This is a genomic window from Thermoflexus hugenholtzii, from assembly GCF_018771565.1.
In the GTDB taxonomy this organism is placed as follows: Bacteria; Chloroflexota; Anaerolineae; order Thermoflexales; family Thermoflexaceae; genus Thermoflexus; species Thermoflexus hugenholtzii_A.
Map to the genome: position 1 here is coordinate 466,898 of NZ_CP076326.1, position 21,030 is coordinate 487,927.

22 protein-coding genes are annotated in these 21,030 nt (G+C 68.0%); 8 read left to right on the top strand and 14 right to left on the bottom strand.

Annotated features, from left to right (window positions below):
• The first annotated feature begins 31 nt into the window (after positions 1-31).
• The gene (locus tag KNN16_RS02230; protein WP_303898467.1) at positions 32-1,750 is read left to right on the top strand and encodes a long-chain fatty acid--CoA ligase; all 1,719 of its coding nucleotides are present in this window, start codon (positions 32-34) and stop codon (positions 1,748-1,750) included.
• An 86-nt stretch (positions 1,751-1,836) separates the two neighbouring features.
• Here the strand turns inward: KNN16_RS02230 and KNN16_RS02235 are convergent, their stop codons facing one another.
• The 7 genes from KNN16_RS02235 to KNN16_RS02265 are packed head-to-tail and all read right to left on the bottom strand — an operon-like array spanning position 1,837 to position 7,906.
• On the bottom strand, positions 1,837-2,961 hold the full coding sequence (locus tag KNN16_RS02235; protein WP_303898469.1) for an aldo/keto reductase: 1,125 nt from the start codon (positions 2,959-2,961) through the stop codon (positions 1,837-1,839).
• 8 nt (positions 2,962-2,969) lie between these two features.
• A complete protein-coding gene (locus tag KNN16_RS02240; protein ID WP_299286123.1) occupies positions 2,970-3,443 on the bottom strand; it encodes a DinB family protein in 474 nt (157 codons plus the stop codon).
• A gap of 51 nt (positions 3,444-3,494) precedes the next feature.
• Positions 3,495-4,220 (bottom strand): SDR family NAD(P)-dependent oxidoreductase, encoded by a 726-nt coding sequence (locus KNN16_RS02245; RefSeq protein ID WP_303898471.1) that lies wholly within the window; start codon positions 4,218-4,220, stop codon positions 3,495-3,497.
• Between the two features lie 8 nt (positions 4,221-4,228).
• On the bottom strand, positions 4,229-5,188 hold the full coding sequence (locus KNN16_RS02250) for an ornithine cyclodeaminase family protein (RefSeq protein WP_303898473.1): 960 nt from the start codon (positions 5,186-5,188) through the stop codon (positions 4,229-4,231).
• 21 nt (positions 5,189-5,209) lie between these two features.
• Entirely contained in the window at positions 5,210-6,406 is a 1,197-nt protein-coding gene (locus KNN16_RS02255; RefSeq protein WP_303898475.1) for a saccharopine dehydrogenase family protein, read from the bottom strand.
• 39 nt (positions 6,407-6,445) lie between these two features.
• Complete coding sequence (locus KNN16_RS02260; protein WP_299286135.1) at positions 6,446-6,961, bottom strand: CinA family protein; 516 nt, start codon at positions 6,959-6,961, stop codon at positions 6,446-6,448.
• A 12-nt stretch (positions 6,962-6,973) separates the two neighbouring features.
• Positions 6,974-7,906, bottom strand: a complete 933-nt coding sequence (locus tag KNN16_RS02265) for an acetamidase/formamidase family protein (protein ID WP_303898477.1) — start codon at positions 7,904-7,906, stop codon at positions 6,974-6,976.
• Between the two features lie 259 nt (positions 7,907-8,165).
• Here KNN16_RS02265 and KNN16_RS02270 point away from each other — a divergent pair, with 259 nt between their 5' ends.
• Positions 8,166-8,387: a hypothetical protein gene (locus KNN16_RS02270; protein ID WP_303898478.1), complete on the top strand. Its 222-nt coding sequence runs from the start codon at positions 8,166-8,168 to the stop codon at positions 8,385-8,387.
• Between the two features lie 47 nt (positions 8,388-8,434).
• Here the strand turns inward: KNN16_RS02270 and KNN16_RS02275 are convergent, their stop codons facing one another.
• The 3 genes from KNN16_RS02275 to KNN16_RS02285 all read right to left on the bottom strand — a co-directional run bounded on the left by KNN16_RS02275 (position 8,435) and on the right by KNN16_RS02285 (position 11,103).
• Complete coding sequence (locus KNN16_RS02275) at positions 8,435-9,769, bottom strand: glycoside hydrolase family 1 protein (RefSeq protein ID WP_299286138.1); 1,335 nt, start codon at positions 9,767-9,769, stop codon at positions 8,435-8,437.
• 51 nt (positions 9,770-9,820) lie between these two features.
• A complete protein-coding gene (locus KNN16_RS02280; RefSeq protein ID WP_299286141.1) occupies positions 9,821-10,036 on the bottom strand; it encodes a hypothetical protein in 216 nt (71 codons plus the stop codon).
• Positions 10,037-10,110: 74 nt separating this feature from the next.
• Positions 10,111-11,103 (bottom strand): hypothetical protein, encoded by a 993-nt coding sequence (locus KNN16_RS02285; protein WP_303898481.1) that lies wholly within the window; start codon positions 11,101-11,103, stop codon positions 10,111-10,113.
• Between the two features lie 114 nt (positions 11,104-11,217).
• On the opposite strand from KNN16_RS02285, the gene KNN16_RS02290 reads away from it, so the two are divergent.
• The 5 genes from KNN16_RS02290 to lpdA all read left to right on the top strand — a co-directional run bounded on the left by KNN16_RS02290 (position 11,218) and on the right by lpdA (position 15,449).
• Positions 11,218-11,970: a glycerophosphodiester phosphodiesterase family protein gene (locus tag KNN16_RS02290; RefSeq protein ID WP_299286623.1), complete on the top strand. Its 753-nt coding sequence runs from the start codon at positions 11,218-11,220 to the stop codon at positions 11,968-11,970.
• A gap of 66 nt (positions 11,971-12,036) precedes the next feature.
• Entirely contained in the window at positions 12,037-13,107 is a 1,071-nt protein-coding gene (locus tag KNN16_RS02295; protein ID WP_303898482.1) for a bifunctional phosphoglucose/phosphomannose isomerase, read from the top strand.
• 4 nt (positions 13,108-13,111) lie between these two features.
• Positions 13,112-13,567: a nucleotidyltransferase domain-containing protein gene (locus tag KNN16_RS02300; protein WP_303898483.1), complete on the top strand. Its 456-nt coding sequence runs from the start codon at positions 13,112-13,114 to the stop codon at positions 13,565-13,567.
• On the top strand, positions 13,530-13,925 hold the full coding sequence (locus KNN16_RS02305) for a DUF86 domain-containing protein (protein ID WP_303898485.1): 396 nt from the start codon (positions 13,530-13,532) through the stop codon (positions 13,923-13,925). Before KNN16_RS02300 ends, KNN16_RS02305 begins: the two co-directional genes overlap by 38 nt.
• A 108-nt stretch (positions 13,926-14,033) precedes the next feature.
• Positions 14,034-15,449 (top strand): dihydrolipoyl dehydrogenase, encoded by a 1,416-nt coding sequence (gene lpdA, locus KNN16_RS02310; protein WP_303898487.1) that lies wholly within the window; start codon positions 14,034-14,036, stop codon positions 15,447-15,449.
• Positions 15,450-15,511: 62 nt separating this feature from the next.
• Here the strand turns inward: lpdA and KNN16_RS02315 are convergent, their stop codons facing one another.
• The 4 genes from KNN16_RS02315 to KNN16_RS02330 all read right to left on the bottom strand — a co-directional run bounded on the left by KNN16_RS02315 (position 15,512) and on the right by KNN16_RS02330 (position 18,001).
• Complete coding sequence (locus tag KNN16_RS02315; RefSeq protein ID WP_303898489.1) at positions 15,512-16,063, bottom strand: hypothetical protein; 552 nt, start codon at positions 16,061-16,063, stop codon at positions 15,512-15,514.
• A gap of 122 nt (positions 16,064-16,185) precedes the next feature.
• Positions 16,186-16,899: a CPBP family intramembrane glutamic endopeptidase gene (locus KNN16_RS02320; protein ID WP_303898490.1), complete on the bottom strand. Its 714-nt coding sequence runs from the start codon at positions 16,897-16,899 to the stop codon at positions 16,186-16,188.
• A 27-nt stretch (positions 16,900-16,926) separates the two neighbouring features.
• The gene (locus KNN16_RS02325; RefSeq protein ID WP_303898492.1) at positions 16,927-17,652 is read right to left on the bottom strand and encodes a hypothetical protein; all 726 of its coding nucleotides are present in this window, start codon (positions 17,650-17,652) and stop codon (positions 16,927-16,929) included.
• A gap of 31 nt (positions 17,653-17,683) precedes the next feature.
• On the bottom strand, positions 17,684-18,001 hold the full coding sequence (locus KNN16_RS02330) for a transcriptional regulator (protein ID WP_303898494.1): 318 nt from the start codon (positions 17,999-18,001) through the stop codon (positions 17,684-17,686).
• Positions 18,002-18,233: 232 nt separating this feature from the next.
• Between KNN16_RS02330 and acnA the strand changes: the two genes are divergently transcribed.
• A complete protein-coding gene (gene acnA, locus KNN16_RS02335) occupies positions 18,234-21,008 on the top strand; it encodes an aconitate hydratase AcnA (RefSeq protein WP_303898496.1) in 2,775 nt (924 codons plus the stop codon).
• Positions 21,009-21,030 lie beyond the last annotated feature (22 nt).

Sequence of the window (21,030 nt, forward strand, 5' to 3'; positions counted from 1 at the left end):
CCCCGCTTCATTCCATCTCGGGGAGGAAGCGATGGCGAACGATCGTCCCTGGTATCGGTTTTATGATCCCCGCACCCCGAGGTCCCTGGAGTATCCCCCGATCCCCTTTTTCCGCTTCCTGGAGGACTCCGCCCGCCGGTTCCCCGACCGCCCGGCCCTGATCTTCAAGCCTGCCCATCAGGGGTTCGCCGGGAGCGTCATGACTTACCGGGAGCTCAACGAGCTCTCGGACCGCCTGGCCGCGGCCCTCTACCATGAGCTGGGGGTGCGCAAAGGGGATCGGGTGGCTTTGATCATGCCGAACATCCCTCAGTTCGTCATCTCCTACTTCGCCGTTCAGAAGATCGGCGGCATCGTGGTGGCCACCAACCCCATCTACACGCCCCGCGAGCTGGAATACCAGCTCGCCGACTCCGGTGCCACGGCGGCCATCGTCCTCAGCCGGATCTACGAGCGGGTGAAATCCGTCCAGCCCAACACCGCGGTGCGCCGCGTGGTGGCCGTCCACATCAAGGAATACATGAGCCCTCTCCTGAAGATCCTCTACACCCTGGCCCGGGAGCGCAAAGAGGGCGACCGCGTGGCGCTGCGGGACAACGACATCTGGTTCCAGGACCTGCTGCGGCGCTACCGGCCGGACCAGCGGCCGGCGGTGGAGGTGGGACCGGATGACGTGGCCATCTTCCAGTATACAGGCGGGACCACCGGCCTCTCGAAAGGGGCGGTGGCCCTCCACCGCAACATCGTGGCCAACGTTCTGCAGGTGCGGGCATGGGATCCGGAGATCCGGGACGGCCAGGAAGTGGTGATGGGCGCCCTCCCGCTGTTCCACGCCTACGGCATGATCGTGGCCCTGGGCCTGGCCATGCAGTGCGGCGCCACGCTGGTGCTGGTGCCGAACCCCCGGGATCTGCCGACGCTTCTCGATGGGCTGCAGCGTTATCGCGTGACCATGTTCCCGGGCGTGCCCACCCTCTACAACGCCATCAACAACCACCCGGATGTGAAGGCCGGCAAATACAACCTGCGCACCATCCGCGCCTGCATCTCCGGCGCCGCGCCGCTGCTGCTGGAGATCAAGCGGCGCTTCGAGGAGATCACCGGGGCGAAGCTGGTGGAGGGCTATGGCCTCTCGGAGGCGCCCACCGCCACCCATTGCAACCCCCTCTACGGCCTGAACAAGGAGGGCAGCATCGGGATCCCGCTCCCCGATGTGGACGCGAAGATCGTCAGCCTGGAGGACGGGGTCACGGAGCTGCCGCCAGGGGAGATCGGGGAGCTGGTGCTGCGCGGCCCCCAGGTCTTCCAGGGCTACTGGAACCGCCCGACGGAGACCGAGAACACCCTCCGAAACGGCTGGCTTTACACGGGCGACATCGCCCGAATGGACGAGGACGGTTATTTCTACATCGTGGATCGCAAGAAGGAAGTGATCAAGCCGGGCGGCTATCAGGTGTGGCCGCGGGAGGTCGAGGAGGTCCTGGCCCAGCATCCCAAGATCAAGGAGGTGGCCGTCGCCGGGATCCCGGATCCGCATCAGGGGGAGGCGGTTAAAGCCTGGGTGGTGCTCCACGAGGGCCAGACGGCGACCGTCGAGGAGATCCGGGAGTGGTGCCGGGACAAGCTGGCGCCTTACAAGATCCCGCGTTTCATCGAGTTCCGAAGCGAGCTCCCCAAGAGCATGGTGGGCAAGGTCCTGCGCCGGGTACTGGTAGAGGAGGAACGGGCCCGGGGCCGGCCCGCCGAATGAGGCGATCGCCCCTGTAAGAAATCGAGGGAGCTGGGGACTCTGGGACATCCCCAGCTCCCGTTTTTTCCGCTTTTTCCGCCGGACGCTCACCGGGGGCGATCGAGGGCGTTCAGGATCGCCCCGATGACCTCCGGGGGCAGGGGCGAGTGGGAGGCCAGGGCCAGGTTGTGCGCCACATGGGCGACCCGGCTCATGCCGACCAGAGCGGTGGTGATCCCGGGGGTGGAGCGGACGAACTGGAGGGCGCGCTGGGCTTCGGAGAGGCCCTCGGGGAAGAGGCGGCGCAGCCACAGGGGCCAGCTCCGGAGCAAGCGCCCCTGCATCAGGGAAGCGCTGGCCCACACGGTGATCCCCAGATCCCGCGCCACTTCCAGGGCAGTCGCCCATCCCTCGCCCCACGGCTGGTTCCGCCGGAGGGCCGCCTCGGGCATGCTCAGGTTATAGGGAAGCTGCACGAACCGGAAATGATGTTCGGGGCCGCCGACTTCGCGGGCGATGGCCTCCACCTCCGCCAGGGACAGCGCCTCCGGCGCATGGGCCGGAGCCCGGTAAGCCGTCCAGGTGGCGGTCCCATAGAAACGGATCCATCCCTGGGCGACGGCCTCCTCCAGGGCGGCGAAGGCCGCCCGCAGACGCGCCCGGAACTCATCCGGCGGCAAAGCGGCCCGTTGCACCTCCGGGTTGTGCAGGAAATAGACATCGATGGTCTCTAGGCCCAGGTTCCGCCGGCTCTGGGCGATCTGATGGCGCAGGTAGCCGGGGGCGATGCAGTGCCCGTCCACGAAATCCTCCGGGCGCGCGATCCCGGCCCGCAGGTAGGTCTCCTCGATGTAGCGCTGCGGATCCTCCGGCCAGTCCCCCTCATAGGGGACGTAACCGCCTTTGGTGGCGATGACCAGCTCTTCCCGGCGGAAGCCCTGGGCGAGCAACTGGCGGAGGGCCTCGCCGACGCAGCGTTCGCTGCGCTGGAAGCGGTAGTTGATGGCGGTGTCGATGACGTTGCAGCCCCGGGCCACGGCGCAGACGATGGCCTCCACATAGCGGGCGTCGGTCTCCGGGTCGGGATGGCCCAGATAGGTGCCGAGGCCGATGGAAGATAGCCACAGCCCCTGGGCCGGGCGGAAATGGCCCGGGGCCGCGGTCCCCTCGAACCGCCTCGTGTAAGCCCATGTGCCCTGCGGCGTTGCCCATCCGGGGATCGCCGCCTCCATTTCTTCATTCACTCCAGCGCCCGCCGCAGCTCTGCCGCGTGATCCCGCTCGTGGTTCCCCAGATGGTAGAACATCTGCTCCACCGTCATCATCGCCCCGATGGCGTGCTGGCCCTCGATGTCCAGCTGCTCCTCGCTCAAGGAGTCCAGCAGCTGCAGCAGAGCCTGGCGGGAGGCCTCCAGGTCCTTCAGGATGTCCTCGACGCGCTGGTTCTCCCGTTTCTGGATCTGGCGATCGTTCCACACGTCCAGGTTGAAGCCCTCAGGCATATAGCGCTCCCCGGCCAGCACCCGCTGGATGCGGGACATCTGGCCGATCTCCGCTGCCGCCAGATGGGCCAGGACCTGACGGGCGGTCCATTTGCCGTGTTCGCCCTGCACCGGCTTCTCCCAGTCGTCCTCCCGCAGCTGGGAGGCGATGGCCAGCACCTCCGCGCGGGTCTGGTCCAGATGCCTTCGGATCGCCGCCTTGCGCTCGCTCATCGGTCCCTCCTGAAGATCGGGTTTCCCGGATGTGGGGGCATGCCCCCGGATTCACGATCGTAGATGATGGCCGCCATCTATCACCAGGACGGCGCCGGTGACGTAATCCGCTTCCATCAGGTAGCGCACGGCGCGCGCCACCTCCTCGGGGGCCCCGGCGCGGCCCAGGGGCACGCGGCGGATCAGTCGTTCCCATCGTTCTTCCTCCCAGTGGACGGGCTTGAGGATGGGGCCGGGGATGACGACGTTGACCCGGATGCGGGGGGCCAGGGCGAGGGCCAGGGCCTGGGTGAGGGCCACCAGGCCCGCCTTGGAGACCGTGTGGGCCAGATAATCCGGCCAGGGCTTGAGGGCAGATCCGTCGGCGATGTGGATGATGACGCCGTCTTCCATATGGCGGGCGGCGGCCTGGGCGCAGAACATCGGCGCCCGCAGGTTCAGGGCGAGGATCTCATCCCATTGCGCGGGCGTGATCTCGTGCCAGCGGGTGACCCGCATCACCGCCGCCGCGCTCACCAGCCCGTCCAACCGCCCGAAGCGCCGGGCCACGGCGTCGACCAGCGGGGGGATCTGCCCGGGATCCCGCAGGTCCGCCGGGAAGGCCTCGGCGTCCACCCCCAGGGCCCGGATCCGGCGGACGGTCTCCTCGGCTTCTTCGGCGGAGGTGTGGTAGTGGACGGCGATGTGAGCCCCGGCCTGGGCCAGGCCCAGGGCGATGGCCCGACCCAGACGCCGCCCCGCACCGGTCACCAGCACCACCCGTCCCCGCAGATCCATCATCCCTCCTATGTCCGGATGCGCTGCCACACGCGTTGAGCAGCCACCAGGTCCTGCACGGCCAGACCGACGGACTTGAAGAGGGTGATCTCTTCCGGCCGCTCGCGGCCGGGACGCCGGCCCGCGGCGATCTCCCCCAGCTCCACCAAGTCGGCCTCGCGGAGGATCCCCTGTCGGATCGCCCACACCACCTCGCCGGCCTCCGCGAGGGCGGCCGCCCGGGAGTCCACCACCACCCGGGCGGCCCGGCGGAAGGTCTCCTCATCCAGTTCGCGCATCTCGAGCGTGAAGGAGCCGATGGCGTTGATATGGGTTCCGGGCCGCAGGGCCTGGCCGTCGAAGACCGGGACGGAGGAGTTGGTGGCCGTGCACACGATGTCCGCCTCCGCCACCGCGGCCTCCGGGGTGGGCGCGACGGCGATGTCCTGCGGTATGCCCTCCTGCCCCTGCATTTCCTCGATCAGGGCCTGGGCCCGGGCAGGGGTGCGGCTGTAGACCCGCACCCGCCGGAGGGACCGGACGGCGGCCACGGCCAGCAGCTGGGTGCGGGCCTGGGCCCCGGCGCCGATCAGGGCGAGGGATTCGGCATCAGGACGGGCGAGCAGATCCGTGGCCAGCCCGGAAGCCGCGCCGGTCCGCCATGCGGTGAGGAAAGCTCCGTCCAGGAGGGCTGCGGGCGCGCCCGTCTCCGGGTCCAGCATCACCACCAGGGCGGAGAGGGTAGGGAGCCCGCGGGCCGGGTTGCGGGGGAAGACGGAGACCACTTTCAGACCCAGGGCGTCGGGAGGCACATAGCCGGGCATCACGAGGGTGATGCCCTCCTGCTCCGGGATCGAGATCGAGAGCCGTTGCGGGATGTGGGCGCGTCCCTCGCTGAAGGCGATGAAGGCCGCCCGCATGGCCTCGATGGCTTCGCGCATCGGCAGCGCCCGCCGGATGTCCTCCGCGGTGAAAAAGGGCAGCGTCATCGGAGCCTCCTTCGGGTCTGTTCACGCCGCTTCCCGGACCGGCTGCAGCGGCCGTTGCACGGTCTCACGGATGGGGATCCCTCGCCGCAGCCATTCGGTGAGGAAGATCTCTGGATCGACGGCGCGTTCCACCGGCAGGGCTCCCTTTGGGGTCTGGCCCCGGGCCATCATCGTGGCCACCACAGCCGCATGCCCGCCCGTGGTCCGCTCCATGGCTGTGAAGCCGGTCTCCGGGTCGTAGAAATCCATAAGGTCCAGGGTGAGGGTCATCGGCTCCCCGCGGTGGCTTCCCTCGCAGGTCACCCGGAGCACCACGACATCGGCGGGATCCTCCGGGAACTGCAGGCGGGGCTCGACCAGCCGGTGGAAGACCTCCCGGGGGATCACGCGGACGCCGTCGACCTCCACGGGCTCGGTCTCCAGGAATCCCAGTTCGGCGAGCAGGCGGATGCGTTCCAGATGGCCCGGGTAGCGAACGGTTTTTTCCTCATACGTTTCCAGGATCCCCTGGAAGCTCCAGGGGCAGGTGGAGGTTCCCCCTGAGGTGACGAAGGCCTCACATGTCCCCACAGGCGGTGGGAAGGTCACCGTCTCCGGTTCGCTCAGGGCCTCGACCTCCACGATCCGTCCCTGACGGAGGAAGACCGCCTTGCCGGTGTATTCGGCCGTCAGGCCGGCGATGTGGAAGAACAGCTGGTAGCCCAGGGGACCCTTGGGGCGCTGAGGGAGCCCACCGCACCAGATGCGGACGTGCCGGGGCTGATCCATCCGGCGCATCGCATAGACCGCCAGGGTGTTGCCCAGGCCGGGCATCAGCCCGCAATCCGGGATGAGAGAGATCCCGGCCTCCCGGGCCGCCTCATCCAGGGCCAGCACTTCCCGGGTGGTGGGGAGATGCCCACCCAGATCGCACAGGGAGGTCCGAGCCCGAAGGGCGGCCCGAGCGAGGAGAGGGTTGAACCGGTAGGGGACGGCGCTGATGGCGGCGTCTGCGGTGCGCAGGAAGGCCACCGCGGCCTCCTCGTCCCGCACATCGAGGACAGCAGGTTGCACCAGGGGACGGCCGAGGAGGCGGTTGAGGCGCGCGGCGGCGCGTTCGGCCCGAATGGGATCCTGATCCGCCAGCCGGATCTCCACCGTGTCCCCGAAGCGGGCCAGATCGTAAGCGGCGGCCGTGCCCTGCATCCCCGCGCCGATCACTGCATAGCGGAAGGCCATCGCATTGCACCTCCGATGGACAGGATAGAAGCGGGTGCGCTATGGATCCTCCGCGGGTTCCCCGGGAGGCGGGCTGCCGGTGAGGAAGGCCTCCAGCAGCGCCAGGGCGGCCTCGACGGCGAGCTCCTTGTTCTCGATGCGGTGGAGGCCGCCCATGATGCGACGAACCTGCGTGCCGGAGGGCCCGGCCAGGGCGATGTAGATGCGCCCCACAGGCTGTCCCTCCACCGGCTCCGGGCCGGCGACACCGGTGATGGCGAGGGCGAGGTCGGCCCCGAGCAGCCGGCGGGCGCCTTCCGCCATCTCTCGGGCCACCTGGGGGCTGACCGCCCCGAAGCGGCGCAGCGTCTCCTCTCGCACTCCGAGCAGGCGTGCTTTGACTTCGTTTCGGTAAGCGACGATGCCGCCCAGGAAGCAGGCGGAGCTGCCCGGGACGTTGGTCAGGCGGTGGCTGAGCAATCCCCCTGTGCACGATTCGGCCACCGCCAGCCGCCAGCCCCGTTCCTTCAGTCCCTTCTCCACCCGGGCGGCGCGGTCAGGCTCCGGTTGCTCCATCCCGGCGATCGCTCAGCGGAAGATGCTCAGAGGAAGGTAGGCGGTGACGATCCAGTTGGGCTTGTCGACCACCTCGCTGATCTTCAGGTCGACCACCACGCTGGCCAGGATGTAGGCCTCCTCCCGGCTCATGCGGTAGGTTTGGGAGATGTGATCGATCATATATCGAACGGCTTTCTTGGCTGCGACCATGAGATCAGGGGCGATGCCGGTGGTAGCGTAGTAGCCCTTCTCGTCGTATTTGGCGGTCAACGGCTTGGGACAGAGGAACTGAGGTTCCTCAATGGAGCGCCCCTTATGGAGATGAAAACGGAGGACGGCATACATGGGAGCCTCGATGGCGGTGACGCAGATCTCCCCATCCCCCTGAGCGGCGTGGGCGTCCCCAACGGAGAACAGGGCCCCTTCCACCTGCACGGGCAGGAACAAGCGGGAACCCCGGGTCAGGTGACGGATGTCCATGTTCCCGCCGAAAGGGCCGGGGGGCATCACAGGATGCTCGCCGGGTTCACGGGGCGCCACCCCCATCGTCCCACAGAAAGGATCCAGGGGGATGCGGATATCCTCACGGAAGAACGTGTGATCCCCCGGCGAGAGATCCCAGATCTTCAGATAAGGCTGTTCGAACTCCTCCGCCAGGAGCCCGTAGCCGGGGATGATCCCGGTCCACCCCCAGCCCTTCGGGTGAAGGTCCACGATCTCCACCTCCAGCACGTCGCCGGGCTGGGCGCCTTTCACAAGGAGCGGGCCAGCCAGGGGATAGATCCGGCTCCAGTCCAGGCGGGTGAGATCCTCCGCCGTCGAGGCCGGGGTGATCTGGTTGTCCGTGACATCCCGCAGCTCGTAGATCACGGTGTCCCCGGGATCAATCTCCAGGACAGGGGAGAGGGCGTTGTTCCACACGTAATGCACACGGTCGGGCGGGAACAGATGGGTTCGAGGCATGGCGCACCTCCTCCGTATGGGCTGCTGCCGGGTGATCCGGCTCCAGGCTCCCACGAAGGTCTGCAGCGGCCTCATCGAAGCGCACAGGAGCCCCTTTGTCTTCTTCTATTTTAACCGGGTCGATTCCCCCTTAGATAGGGGCGGATTCGGGTAAAATAATTAATTGAAAAGAATTTTCAAAAAACGTCGTCGGCAGGCCAGCCCCTTGAGGGCCTGGCCGAGGCGGATTAGCCCCTCGCAGGAAAGGAGGTGAGGAGCCATGTGGAATGCCTATGTGCTGTGGGAGCTCAGCCGGATGTGGCGAGAGGAGCGGTTGCGGGAGGCGGAGCGGGAGCGCTGGCTCCGGCAATGTCAGGCCCGCCGGGCGGAGGAGGATCGGCGGTGGCGGCGTCTCCTCGCTCTGCTTCGCAGGAAGGGGCAGGACGGGACGGGGAAAGCCTCCCCATCGTCCCCCGTGAGCCCGGCTCCTGTTTTCCCCTGATCGGGGCCGGCGCATCCGCCTGCCTCCCCCCTCCGATCCTCGCGGGTTCAGCCTATGGAGATCCCGAACATTTCCTCCAGGAGCTCCGGGGTGTGGCGGATGATGGTTTCGGAAGTGAGGGCGTTGGCCCGACAGACCTCCGCGTAAAGATCGGCGCTGCGGCGCGGCCGCCGCGCCTGGGTCTCCGGATCCACCTCGATCAGCCCGAAGCGCAACGTCCATCCTTCCGCCCACTCGAAGTTATCCACCAGGGACCAGTGGAAATAGCCCCGCACCGGGACGTTCTGCTGAATGGCCCGCCACATGGCATGAAGATGGCGGACCAGAAAGCGGGGCCGCTGGTCGTCGTCCGCGTCCGGGATCCCGTTCTCCGTCACATAAATCGGCTTGCCATAACGGGCCAGGCGTTTCAGCAGCTGATAGAGGCCCTCCGGGAATACCTCCCCGTATTCCCCATCGCTGATCTCCCCCCGAGGGTTCAGGAAAGTCCGGCCGAACAGGGTGGCGGGGGAGCGCCGATCGAAGGCCGAGAGGCGTCGGGTGTAGTAGTTCAGCCCGATGAAATCATAGGTTCCGCGCAGGGCCGCCAGGGTGCGGAAAGGGGCCAGGCCGGGCTCCCGACCCACGGTCATGGCGTCCAGGACCAGGCGGTTGAACATCCGGTCGTGGAGACGGGCGATCATGCGGTCAAGGGGGGAAGCGGGATGGGCGGGCTCGAAGATCACCATGTTGTGGGCGATCCCCACCTGGGCCTCCGGCTGGAGCTCGTGGATGACATGGTAGGCCCGGGCGTGGGCCCGCATCAGGTGGCGGAGGACCTGCATGGAGAGGCCGAAGTCTCGCTTCCCCGGCGGCCACTTCCCCTCGTTCCAGCCCATGTAGGCCAGGACGTTCGGCTCGTTGATGGTGCACCACAGACGGCAGAGGTCCTTCAGCGCGCTGACCGCGTGCCGCACGTAGCGCTCGAAGCGCTCGACGGTGAGGGGGCTCTCCCAGCCGCCTTGCTCGGCCAGCCAGAGGGGGTTGGTGAAATGGTGCAGGGTGACCATCGGCTCGATCCCCCGCTCCCGTAGCCCCCGTAGCATCTCCCGATAGCGATCCAGGGCGGCGTCGTCGAAGACGCCCTCCCGGGGCTCAATGCGGCTCCACTCAATGGAGAGGCGATGGGCATTCTGGCCCATGGCGGCCGCGCGATCGAAATCCGCCTCCGCGTTCCGCCACCAGTCGCACGCCCGGCCCGAGCGGCTCCCATCGCGGATGCGGCCCGGCTCCTGCTCCCATCGCCACCAGTCGTTGTTCGTGTTGTCCCCTTCCACCTGATGGCTGGAGGTCGCCGTCCCCCAGAGGAAGCCGGAAGGGAAGTGAAAGGCGAACTCCACCATAGGGCCTCCCGGTTCGCGCGTCCCGTCCACGGCGGAAAAGCCCCCGGACCCTCAGCGGGATGGGCTCCAGTTGATCCAGGCCAGCCAGGCGGCCAGGAAGGCGGCCCCGAGGGAGGTCACCGGGATCATCAGATCCCCTCCTGGAGGCAGAGATCCCCGGGCGGCGAAGGCCAGCAACATCGCCGTCGCCACGGTCCACCCCGCCGCCGAGCCGATCAGCCCGGCGAGGAACATCCGGATCCAGCGCAGGCGAGAGGGAGGGATCATCTCGTGGCCTCCTTTTCGCAAAGAGGGGACGCTGGGATCATCGGGCGTCTCCTGAGAGTCCGGTCACTCCCCATCTATGGTTCCTGCGGGATTTCATGGGGTGCGTAGGGGCGGCCGTCGGTGAGCCACCAGACCCCCTGGTCCCGGGCGGCCCGGGCCGCCAGTGGGTGGATCTCGGGGCCTGCCGCCACGGGGATCACCTCCGCCTCGGGCCGGGCCTTGCGCAGGATCTCCGCCCGCTCGACCGCCCGCTCCACATCGTCGGTGTCCACCTTTGCGGAGACCTCCACCACCAGGAAGGCCTCGCCGCCGGTGGCCCGGGAGCGGCCCTGGACCAGGACGTCGGCGTCCTCCAGCTCGGCGGCCTCCTCCGGGGTGAGGCGGCCGGCGGCCTCCGCCTGGCGGAGGAGCGCCTCGCGCGCTTCGGTGGAGAGGATGTGGGGGTCGAGGAGCAGGCGGCGGTAGCGGCGCGGGCGGGTGCGGTAGCGGTCCTCATGGACCCAGCCCCGGACCAGGCCGTCCAGGTTGTCCACCCGCTGGGCAAGAGCCTGGATGGCCGTGGCCAGCTCGGCGAAGCGTCGGTCGGTTTCGGCGCGGTATTCGAGGAACTCCTGGCGGTGGGCGGCGAATTCTTCATAGTGGCGGCGCTGGGCCTCGGCGAGTTCGGCGAAGCGTCGGTCGGTTTCGGCGCGGTATTCGAGGAACTCCTGGCGGTGGGCGGCGAATTCTTCATAGTGGCGGCGCTGGGCCTCGGCCAGCTCGGCGAAGCGACGATCCACCTCCGCCCGGAAGGCGGCGAAGGCCTCGTCGCGTTGCTGCTGGGCCTGGATGAGGGCCGCCACCGATTCGGTCAGGGCCTGCACGGACTGAGCCAGGTCCTGCACCGTGGCCTTCAAGTCCTCGACCGCCCGCTCCACCCGGCCGACCCGCAGGGAGAGCCGGCGCAGGGTCTTGGGGGAATCCAGCAGCTCCCGGGTGAGCAGGCGCTGGCGCAGGGCCTCCACCCACTCCGGGTGCCGGTCCAGCAGGCGCATCAGGTCGTTGAAATCCCGCACCGTGAACCCCATCGCCGCCTCCTCGAGCAATTGTATCATAACAATGATAGGCAGACCGTCTGGTCGGAGCGCGCCGTCTTTCTTCCGGGCAGCGCTGTGGCTCACATCCTCCTCCCGGAGGCCGTCATGACGTTTTTCCGAACGGATCGACCGCTCATCCTCGCTCATCGGGGAGCCTCCCGGATCGCCCCGGAGAACACGCTGGTGGCTTTCCGCCTGGCCCTGGAGCAGGGCGCCGACGGGCTGGAGCTGGATGTCCAGCTCTCTCGGGACGGCGTCCCGGTGGTGTTCCACGATCCGGAATTAAGCCGCACCACGGATGGCCGCGGCCGGATCTCGGAGAAGACGCTGGCGGAGCTTCGGACGCTGGACGCGGGAAAATGGTTCGATCCTCGCTTCGCCGGGGAGCGGATCCCCACGCTGGAGGAAGTTTTCGAGGCCTTCGGGGATCGGGCCCTTTACAACATCGAGCTGAAGGCCTTCGGGGTGCAGGACGATGGGCTGGTGCAGGCGGTGGTGGCATGCATTCGGCGCTACGGGCTGACCCATCGGACGCTGCTTTCATCCTTCAATCCGCTGACCCTGCGCCGGGCCTGGCGCTTGGCGCCGGAGATCCCCCGTGGGCTTCTGGTGGATCTCGATCTCCCCCTCCCGTTGCGCCGGGCCTGGCTGGCCTTCCTCGCCCCTCATCAGGCTCGCCATCTCTCGTTCCGCATGATCGATGAGCGAACGGTCTCCTGGTGTCGGCGGCGCGGCCTGGCGGTGGTGGCCTGGACCGTGAACGACCTCCAGGAAGCGGAGCGTCTGATCCGCCTAAGGGTGGACGCCCTGATCACCGATGATCCGGCCCTCCTGGTCCGTTTTCTTGGGGTTCAATGAACCTCTTCAACGGCGGGAGACCGTGCTACAATGCGGGATTGTGATGAACGAACGGAGGAAGGCGCGATGATCCATCTGGACGACCCGGCGCGTTTACGGGCGCTGGATGCGGGCCGGATGCTGGACCTGGTGGCGGATCTGCCCCGCCAGCTCCGGGCGGGCTGGGAGCTGGCGATGGCGGTGCCGTTGCCTGCCGGGTGGACAGCCTCGGCCTTCGATGGGGTGGTGATCGCCGGGATGGGCGGCTCGGCCATCGGGGCGTCCCTGGTTGCCGCCCTGACGGCCGGGGAATGCCCGATCCCTGTCACCGTGGTGCGGGATTACGCCCTGCCGGCCTTCGCCCGCGGCCCGCGGGTTCTGGTGATCGCCTCCAGCTATTCCGGGGAGACCGAGGAGACCCTGGAGGCCTTTGAGACCGCCCGGCAGCGGGGATGCGCCCTGGCGGCCGTGGCGACCGGCGGGCGCCTGGCCGAGTGGGCGCAAGCGTGGGAGGTCCCGCTCTTCCGGTTCGAGCCGGTCGGGCAGCCTCGGGCGGCCTTGGGCTATTCTTTTTCCATCCTCCTCGGCCTGTTCCACCGGCTGGGCTTGATCCCGGATCAACAGCCCGCCATCGATGAGGCCATCGCCCTCATGGAGGAGGATCTCCAGCGGATGGCCCCCGAGATCCCGGTCGTCCAGAACCCGGCCAAGCGGATGGCCGGGCAGCTGATCGGCCGCCTCCCCGTGATCTTCGGGGCCGGGCCCCTGGCAGAGGTCGCCCGCCGCTGGAAAACTCAGATCAACGAGAACGCGAAGGCGGCGGCGGTCTTCGAAGCCCTGCCTGAGGCGGATCACAACACCATCGTGGGGACCGAGTTCCCCGCCGAGCTGCTATCCCACGTGATGGCCCTGTTCCTGACCGCGCCTGCGGATCACCCGCGCAACGCCCTGCGGGCTCGCATCACCCGGGAGATTTTCATGAAGAAGGGGGTGAACACGGATCTCTTCGTGGGGCGAGGCTCCAGCCTCATCGCCCAGGCCTTCTCCCTGATCCTGCTGGGGGATCTCATCAGCGTGTATCTGGCCCTGGCCTACGAGATCGATCCGTCGCCGGTGCAGGTGATCGCCGAGCTGAAGGCTCGCCTGGCGGGAGGCTGAGCGCATGCCGCGAGGGTGGCAGGAGGTCGTCCCCGGCATACGGATCCATATGGGCCGGCTGCGCCGGGCGGCGCGCGCCCTGGGGCTCCAGGTGATCTTCCTGTTCGGCTCCCGGGCCCGAGGCCGGCCTCACGGGGCCAGCGACGTGGATCTGGCGGTGCGCGCAGCGTCCCCGCGCTGGCGGGACTGGCGGTGGCAGCTCCGGTGCATCCGGGAGCTGGCGGAGGCTGTGGAGGGCGCAGAGGTGGACGTCGCCTTCCTGAACCAGGCTTCCCTGGAGCTGCTCTGGGAGGCGTGTCAGGGCATCCTCCTCTATGAGGACCAGCCCCTGCGGGGGGCTTCCCTTCGCTCCTATGCGTTGCGCCTCTATGAAGACCACGAGAAGCTGCGCCGCGCAGCCCTCCGCGCGCTGAGGCGAAGCCATGGCCGCCCGAAAGCCTCACGGCGTTCTGCTCGCTAAACTTCAGAATCTCGAGGCTTATCTCCAGGAGCTGGAATCCCTGGTGAGGATTCCGCTTGCCGAGTTCATGGGGCGCCCCTACTACCGACGGGCTGCGGAGCGTTTGATCCAGATCATCGTGGAAGATGCCATCGATTGCGGAACGCTTGTGCTGGACCTGCTGGGAAAGCCCATCCCCGCCGCTTCCCGGGAGGTGTTTGTTCGTCTGCATCAGGCCGGCGTTCTGGGGCGCTCGCTGGCCAATCGCTTCCAGGAATATGTGGGATTACGCAACCGGATCGTCCACGACTATGACCGGATAGAGGCTCCGCTCGCTTATCGGGTCGGGCAGCGGTTGGTGCGGGATGGCTGTTCCTAATCTAGAGGCTTTATCGCGTTGGATTCAGGGGCGGATCCGCTGATCCCTGTCATCGGCGTGAGGCAATCCATCGAGTGGATCGCCAAGATGCTTTCTCGGGAGGATCCCATGCCGCAGTATGACGTGGTGATCATCGGAGGCGGGCCGGGGGGGTATGTGGCGGCCATCCGGGCGGCCCAGCTGGGCCTGAAGGCGGCCCTGGTCGAGCGGGAGCACCTGGGTGGCATCTGCCTGAACTGGGGCTGCATCCCCACCAAGGCCTTGCTGCGCAACGCCGAGGTCATCGAACTCCTGCGCCGGGGAGAGGAGTTCGGGTTCTCTTTTGAGAACCTGAAGGTGGACTACGAGGCGGCCTACCGCCGCAGCCGTCAGGTGGCGGACCGCCTGGTGCGGGGCGTCCAGTTCCTGATGCGCAAGAACCGCATTGATGTTTACGAAGGGGAAGGCCGCCTGCGCTCGGCCAGCCAAGTGGAGGTCCGCCCCACCCAGGGGACAGCGGTGGGCGGCCAGCGCTTCGAGGGCGTCCTGGAGGCCAAATACATCGTTCTGGCCACCGGGGCGCGGCCGCGGCTGCTGCCCGGCCTCTCCCTGGATCCGCCCCGGGTGATCACCTACCGCCAGGCCCTGGAGTTGAAGCAGGTCCCCCGTTCCATCGTCATCATTGGGGCCGGCCCCATCGGCCTGGAGTTCGCTTATCTCTTCCGGGTCTACGGCGCGGAGGTCACCCTGATCGAGATGCTGCCGCACCTTGCGCCCCTGGAGGACGAGGAGATCAGCGTCGAGCTGGAGAAGCAGTTCACCCGCATGGGGATTCGCTTCATGACGAACACGCGGGTGGAGGCGGTGCGAGCGGCAGGCGAGGGGGTGGCCGTAGAGGCCGGCGGCCAGATCCTCCAGGCGGAGACCGTGCTGGTGGCCATCGGCGTCCAGCCGAACACAGAGGACCTGGGCCTGGAGGCGGTGGGGGTCCAGGTGGAGCGCGGGGCGGTGGTGGTGAACGATTTCCTGCAGACCTCAGTGCCGAACATCTACGCCATCGGCGACCTCACCGGGAAGCTGGCCCTGGCCCACGTGGCCTCGGCCCAGGGGATCGTGGCCGTCGAGCACATCGCTGCCCGGGAGGGAAAGGGGCCTATGCCGCCGGCCCTGGATTACCTGGCCATGCCTCGTTGCACCTACTGCCGCCCGCAGATCGCCTCCATGGGGTTAACGGAGAAGCAGGCCAAAGAACAGGGATACACCGTGAAGGTGGGGAAGTTTCCCTTCCAGGCTAACGGCAAGGCCCTGGCCTTCGGGGAGCACGCGGGGTTCGTCAAGCTGGTCGTGGACGCCAAATACGGTGAGATCCTGGGGGTTCACATGATCGGCCCGGAGGTCACCGAGCTGCTGCCGGAGCTGGTCCTGGCCCGCACCGCGGAGCTCACCCCCGAGGAGATCGTCCGCGCCGTCCACGCCCATCCCACCCTCAGCGAGGCGCTGGCCGAGGCGGCCCACGCGGCCCTGGGGGCGGCCATCCACATTTAAGGGGGAGATCCCCTCAAGGGAAGGCGGGGGTGGGCGATGCGAACCGCCCACCCCCTTTCGATTCAGGGGACGTCCACCGCCACCCGCACGTCCACATCCACCGGCCCCGCTCCGTTGTTCTGGAGCGTGAAGTAGGCGCAGCCGCCGAGCCCGCTCCCCTCCGGTCCTTTCCACATCCGTTCGACGCCTTGGGTGTTCACGGTCCATACGATCCCCTCGCCGTCCCCGGCGGTGACCTTCCAGGAGAAGGCGAGGCCGAAGCCGGCGCACGGCGGCCGTTCGGTGTAGCCGATCATCGCCGCGATCTCGTAGCCGTCGTGGGCCCACGACGCGCCACCGTCCAGGTGGAGGTGGAGACATCCCTCGGCCGCTCGCGTGGTGAAGGGGGAATTGGGTCCCGGGATCGGCGGGGCTGCGCATGAAATGCCGAAGGCAGCTGTCGGGGTCGGCGTCGGGATCAGGGGCGGGGTGGGCGACGGAACCGTCGTCGGCGTGGCCGGGGCCGGTGCCCGCGGGCCCGCTTCCTCTTCGATCCGGGTGGGCGTGGGGGTGGGCTGCTGGCATGCGGCCAGCACGACACTAAGCCCCATCAAACCGATCTTCCACTTCTTCATAGGCTCCTCCTCTCATCGGTTTCAGGCCGGCCAAGGGGCCGCTCCCTCCCACCGGAAGAACCGCGCGGCGAGCAACCCGCCGATCGCGCCGGTTGCAATTCGGAAGAGGAGGCCCCCGTCGTTCACCTCCCGCTGAAGAGAATTGGGACCAGCAGGTCCACCCAGATGTTGTTGAGAAAGTGCATCAGCACAGGCGGATAAATGGAGCGATAACGCAGATAGAGCAGGGCGGGGAAGAAGGACCAGAAGAAGATATAGAGGACGAGGCCGGGCCCGATGGCGCCGTGATAAAGGGCGAAGAGAACGTTATGCAGGAGCAGCGCCCCGAGACGGCCGATGCGTCCTTCCAGGGCCGGGAGCACATATCCCCGGAACATGGTCTCCTCAGCCGGGGGGACCAGGATCAGGCCGGCCAGGGCCGCTGTTGCGAATTCCGGGATGGAGGCGGGCTGGATGAAGCCCCGTTGCGCGGGATCCCAGTAGAGGGGGATGCCGAGGGCTTGCCGCAGGGCGTCGAAGGGCAGCCAGATCATCGCGGCCGCCCATGCCCCCAGAACGGCCAGCCCGATGGCGTCCGGGGAGAGCCTCCCCCGCCATCCCAGATCTGCAAGGCCGATGCCTTCCCGACGGAGGATCCGCACGAGGGCCCACGCGGTGGCAGCGGCCCACAACGCGTAGAGCAGCACGCGCAACAGGGCCGGATCGCGGATCCCGAGGGCCAGGGCCGCTCTCTCCGGAGGGAGACCCGCGGCGCGGAGGCCGGCGAGGGTCAAGGAGGTGGCGAGGACGCTGAGGAAGGGGAAGAGAAGATAGCGGCGCGGAAGGTCGGTGCGCATCTTTTCACCTCCCGATCTCAGGATCGTTCAGCTCGCCGCAGCGCGGCGGAGCTCGCGAAGCCCCAGGACGGCCATCGCCAGACCCATCAGGCCCTCCAGGGCGAAGGCGAGATCCGGCCGCCCGGCGAAGAGGGCGAGGAGGGGAACGCCGAAGGCGCAGAGGATGCCCAGCGGGAAAAAGAGGGGGACCAGGACACCGGAGAGGAAAAGGCCGATCCCGATGGCGTAGCCCCAGAGGGCGGTGGCCGCTCCGGCCGGGAGGGAGGCCGGGCTCAGGCCGGCGATCAGCACGGCCATCCCGCCCATGAGGATCCCCCACGCCCAGCCGATCTTGGGGGCGATGGCGACCCGCAGGGGAGGCATCCCCGCCAGCCGTCCCCGACGGGCGGCGACGGTGTAGACCGCCCCGATCCCTCCGGCGGCCGTCAGCAGGACGGCGCCCAGCGTCCAGTCCGGAGAGCGGGTGAGGGTCCAGATCACGGCGGCCAGGATCCCTGCGATGGCCCACACCAGGCCGGCCGGGAGGATCCCGGCGAGGGGCGCGGTAGCCCCCCAAAAAGCCACGTAGAGGGTAGGGGCCCAGAAGGAGCGGCCGAACAGCAGCTCTGCGAAGATGTTGAAGGCGGAGTAAAGGCCGAAGGCGATCATGTAGTGGGCGAAGTGTCGGGCTTCGGACCGTCCCTTCATCGCGATCAGCCGGAGGATGTCTACGGTGTCCAGCAACTCCTGAATCGCCTGATCATCCGACCGCATTCGGACCTCCTGTTCTGTGAAAAGGTGGGGATCAGCGCCGGGCGCGCGCGCCGGGCTTTTTCAGGGACCGCAACAGGGCGGACAGGCGTTCCAGGTATTCCCGCAGCCGGCGGCGGCCCTCCGGGGTGAGGGTGTAGGTGGTGCGGGGTCGTCGCCCCACGAAGGCCTTGTGCACCTCGATGAGGCCGTGCTCCTCCAGCACGCGCAGATGCTGGGCCAGGTTGCCGTCGGTCACCCCCAGCTCCCGCTTCAGGGTCCCGAAATCCAGCTCCCCGGCCTGCAGGAGCAGGCTCATGATCCCCAGACGCACCCGCTCGTGGATGATGGGGTCCAGATCCAGGATCTCCATAAATGGACGCTGTCCGCCGGGAGCCCCCGGGATGCGGGGGCAGAGCTCAGGTTGTTTTGTCCGACAAAATACTTTGCGATACAAAGTATATGCGCCGGGTTTGGAGTTGTCAAGGGGTCGGGCCGCGGCTTCCGGAGGGGGGCAACCTTTTGGCTCCCGGGGATCCGTGTGCTACGATAGCCATGCGCGCGTTTCCCCTTCCGAAACCCGACGACGGGGAGGCAAAGCAGCGATGACACGCGCAGATCCTTTCGGCGCGAAGACGACGCTGGAGACGGCGGCCGGCAAGGTGACCTTCTACCGAATCGGCCGGCTGGCGGAGCATGGGGTGAGCGATCCCTCCCGTCTGCCCTTCTCCATCCGGGTCCTTCTGGAGAACCTCCTCCGCCATTGCGACGGCCATCTGGTGACGGAAGAGGACGTGCTGGCCCTGGCCCGCTGGGCCCCTCGGGATCTCCCGGATCGCGAGATCCCCTTCATGCCCGCCCGGGTGATCCTCCAGGACTTCACCGGCGTCCCTGCGGTGGTGGATCTGGCGGCGATGCGCTCGGCGGTGAAGCGCCTGGGCGGGGATCCCCGACGGATCAACCCCCTGGTCCCGGCGGATCTGGTGATCGATCACTCGGTGCAGGTGGATTTCTTCGGGACGGAGCTCGCTTTTCACCTGAACGTGGAGAAGGAGTTCGAACGCAACCGGGAGCGCTACGCGCTGCTGCGCTGGGCCCAGAAGGCCTTCCGGAACTTCCGGGTGGTGCCCCCCGGCACCGGCATCGTCCACCAGGTGAACCTGGAATACCTGGCGAAGGTGGTCCAGACCCGGGAGGTGAACGGGGAGGTGGAGGCCTTCCCGGACACCTTGGTGGGCACGGATTCCCACACGACGATGATCAACGCCCTGGGCGTGCTGGGCTGGGGCGTGGGCGGCATCGAGGCCGAGGCGGTGATGCTGGGCCAGCCTTACTATATGCGCATCCCGGAGGTGATCGGCGTCCGCCTCACGGGCCGCCTCCCCGAGGGCGCCACGGCCACCGACCTCGTCCTCACCATCACCCAGCTCCTCCGCAAGAAGGGGGTGGTGGATAAGTTCGTGGAGTTCTTCGGGCCCGGGCTCCGCGCTCTCAGCCTGCCGGACCGGGCGACCATCGCCAACATGGCGCCCGAATACGGCGCCACATGCGGGTTCTTCCCGGTGGATGGGGAGACGCTGGCGTATCTGCGGGGCACCGGGCGGGATCCGGATCTGGTGGACCTGGTGGAGCGCTACACGAAGGCCCAGGGCCTCTTTTACGATGGCCAGGGGCCGGATCCCCTCTATACGGATGTGGTGGAGCTGGATCTAGGGACCATCGAGCCTACCCTGGCCGGGCCGCGGCGCCCCCATGACCGGGTGCCCCTGCGGGAGGTGAAGCGCCAGTTCTGGGAGAGCATCGCCTCGATGTTGCCGTCCCCGAACCCGGCTCAGGCGCAGGCCGTCGGCCGGCTGGAAGGGGAGGGCGGGGTGGTCGCGCCCGCTCCCGCGGCGACGGCGGCCCCCTCCGCCCCCGCCACCTGGGTGAGCCTGGATGGCCAGACGGTGGCCCTGGGGCACGGCGCCGTGGTGATTGCGGCCATCACCTCCTGTACCAACACCTCGAACCCCTCCGTGATGATCGGGGCCGGGTTGCTGGCCCGTAACGCGGTCAAGCGCGGGCTGACGGTGAAGCCCTACGTGAAGACCAGCCTGGCCCCCGGCTCGCCGGTGGTGGTGGATTACCTGCGCCGGGCGGGCCTGTTGCCCTACCTGGAGGCCCTGCGCTTCCATCTGGTCGGGTTCGGCTGCACCACCTGCATCGGCAACAGCGGCCCGCTGCCCGAGCCCATCGCCAAAGCCATTCGGGAGCACAACCTGGTGGCCGTCGCCGTCCTGAGCGGGAACCGCAACTTCGAGGCCCGGATCCATCCTCTGGTGCGCGCCAACTACCTGGCCTCTCCCATGCTGGTGGTGGCCTACGCCCTGGCCGGCCGCATCGACATCGACTTCGAGCGCGAGCCCGTGGGGTTCGATCCCAACGGCCAGCCGGTCTTCCTGCGGGACATCTGGCCCTCCCAGGAGGAGATCCAGGGGACGATCCGCGAGAGCCTGGACCCGGAGATGTTCCGGGCCCGCTACGCCCGCGTCTTCGAAGGGGATGAGCGGTGGCGGAGCCTCCCGGTCCCGGAGGGGGATCTCTATGAATGGGATCCGGATTCCACCTACATCCAGGAGCCGCCGTTCTTCCGGGAGTTCTCCCTGGAGCCTCCGCCGCTGCAGGACATCCGGGGAGCGCGGGTCTTGGCCGTGCTGGGCGACACCGTCACCACTGATCACATCTCGCCCGCCGGCAGCATCCCGGTCAACAGCCCTGCGGGGCAGTATCTGATCTCCCGGGGGGTTCAGCCGGCCGACTTCAACACCTACGGCGCCCGGCGGGGCAACCACGAGGTGATGATCCGCGGCACCTTCGCCAACATCCGTCTGAAGAACATGCTGGTGCCGGGGACCGAAGGGGGCTACACGGTCTATCATCCCACCGGGGAGCGGATGACCATCTATGAGGCGGCGATGCGCTATCAGGAGGCGGGGATCCCGCTGATCATCCTCGCCGGCAAGGAATACGGCAGCGGCTCCTCCCGGGACTGGGCGGCCAAGGGCACGGCGCTGCTGGGGGTCAAGGCGGTGCTGGCCGAGTCCTTCGAGCGGATCCACCGCAGCAACCTGGTGGGGATGGGCGTGCTCCCGCTGCAGTTCCGCCCCGGCGAGAACCGGGAGTCCCTGGGCCTCACCGGCTTCGAGATCTATGATATTGAGGGGATCGCTCAGGGCCTGCGGCCGCGCCAGGAGGTCATCGTGCGGGCCCGGCGGGCGGACGGCACGGAGATCGCCTTCCCGGCCATCGCCCGTCTGGACACGCCGGTGGAGGTGGAATATTACCGCCACGGTGGGATCCTCCCGGCGGTGCTGCGGCGGATCCTCCAGGAGGCGTCCTGAAGGGAAAGCCGAAGGGGCCAGG

Coding starts and splice junctions, on each gene's coding strand:
- acnA (WP_303898496.1), top strand. CDS start 18,234: ATGACACGCGCAGATCCTTTCGGCGCGAAGACGACGCTGGAGACGGCG.
- KNN16_RS02320 (WP_303898490.1), bottom strand. CDS start 16,899: ATGCGCACCGACCTTCCGCGCCGCTATCTTCTCTTCCCCTTCCTCAGC.
- KNN16_RS02250 (WP_303898473.1), bottom strand. CDS start 5,188: ATGACGCTGCCCTTTTTCACCGCGGAGGACATCCGGCGGGCGCTGCCG.
- lpdA (WP_303898487.1), top strand. CDS start 14,034: ATGCCGCAGTATGACGTGGTGATCATCGGAGGCGGGCCGGGGGGGTAT.
- KNN16_RS02280 (WP_299286141.1), bottom strand. CDS start 10,036: ATGATCCCTCCCTCTCGCCTGCGCTGGATCCGGATGTTCCTCGCCGGG.
- KNN16_RS02325 (WP_303898492.1), bottom strand. CDS start 17,652: ATGCGGTCGGATGATCAGGCGATTCAGGAGTTGCTGGACACCGTAGAC.
- KNN16_RS02230 (WP_303898467.1), top strand. CDS start 32: ATGGCGAACGATCGTCCCTGGTATCGGTTTTATGATCCCCGCACCCCG.
- KNN16_RS02270 (WP_303898478.1), top strand. CDS start 8,166: ATGTGGAATGCCTATGTGCTGTGGGAGCTCAGCCGGATGTGGCGAGAG.
- KNN16_RS02275 (WP_299286138.1), bottom strand. CDS start 9,769: ATGGTGGAGTTCGCCTTTCACTTCCCTTCCGGCTTCCTCTGGGGGACG.
- KNN16_RS02240 (WP_299286123.1), bottom strand. CDS start 3,443: ATGAGCGAGCGCAAGGCGGCGATCCGAAGGCATCTGGACCAGACCCGC.
- KNN16_RS02300 (WP_303898483.1), top strand. CDS start 13,112: ATGCCGCGAGGGTGGCAGGAGGTCGTCCCCGGCATACGGATCCATATG.
- KNN16_RS02330 (WP_303898494.1), bottom strand. CDS start 18,001: ATGGAGATCCTGGATCTGGACCCCATCATCCACGAGCGGGTGCGTCTG.
- KNN16_RS02265 (WP_303898477.1), bottom strand. CDS start 7,906: ATGCCTCGAACCCATCTGTTCCCGCCCGACCGTGTGCATTACGTGTGG.
- KNN16_RS02245 (WP_303898471.1), bottom strand. CDS start 4,220: ATGGATCTGCGGGGACGGGTGGTGCTGGTGACCGGTGCGGGGCGGCGT.
- KNN16_RS02295 (WP_303898482.1), top strand. CDS start 12,037: ATGATCCATCTGGACGACCCGGCGCGTTTACGGGCGCTGGATGCGGGC.
- KNN16_RS02290 (WP_299286623.1), top strand. CDS start 11,218: ATGACGTTTTTCCGAACGGATCGACCGCTCATCCTCGCTCATCGGGGA.
- KNN16_RS02235 (WP_303898469.1), bottom strand. CDS start 2,961: ATGGAGGCGGCGATCCCCGGATGGGCAACGCCGCAGGGCACATGGGCT.
- KNN16_RS02305 (WP_303898485.1), top strand. CDS start 13,530: ATGGCCGCCCGAAAGCCTCACGGCGTTCTGCTCGCTAAACTTCAGAAT.
- KNN16_RS02260 (WP_299286135.1), bottom strand. CDS start 6,961: ATGGAGCAACCGGAGCCTGACCGCGCCGCCCGGGTGGAGAAGGGACTG.
- KNN16_RS02315 (WP_303898489.1), bottom strand. CDS start 16,063: ATGAAGAAGTGGAAGATCGGTTTGATGGGGCTTAGTGTCGTGCTGGCC.
- KNN16_RS02255 (WP_303898475.1), bottom strand. CDS start 6,406: ATGGCCTTCCGCTATGCAGTGATCGGCGCGGGGATGCAGGGCACGGCC.
- KNN16_RS02285 (WP_303898481.1), bottom strand. CDS start 11,103: ATGGGGTTCACGGTGCGGGATTTCAACGACCTGATGCGCCTGCTGGAC.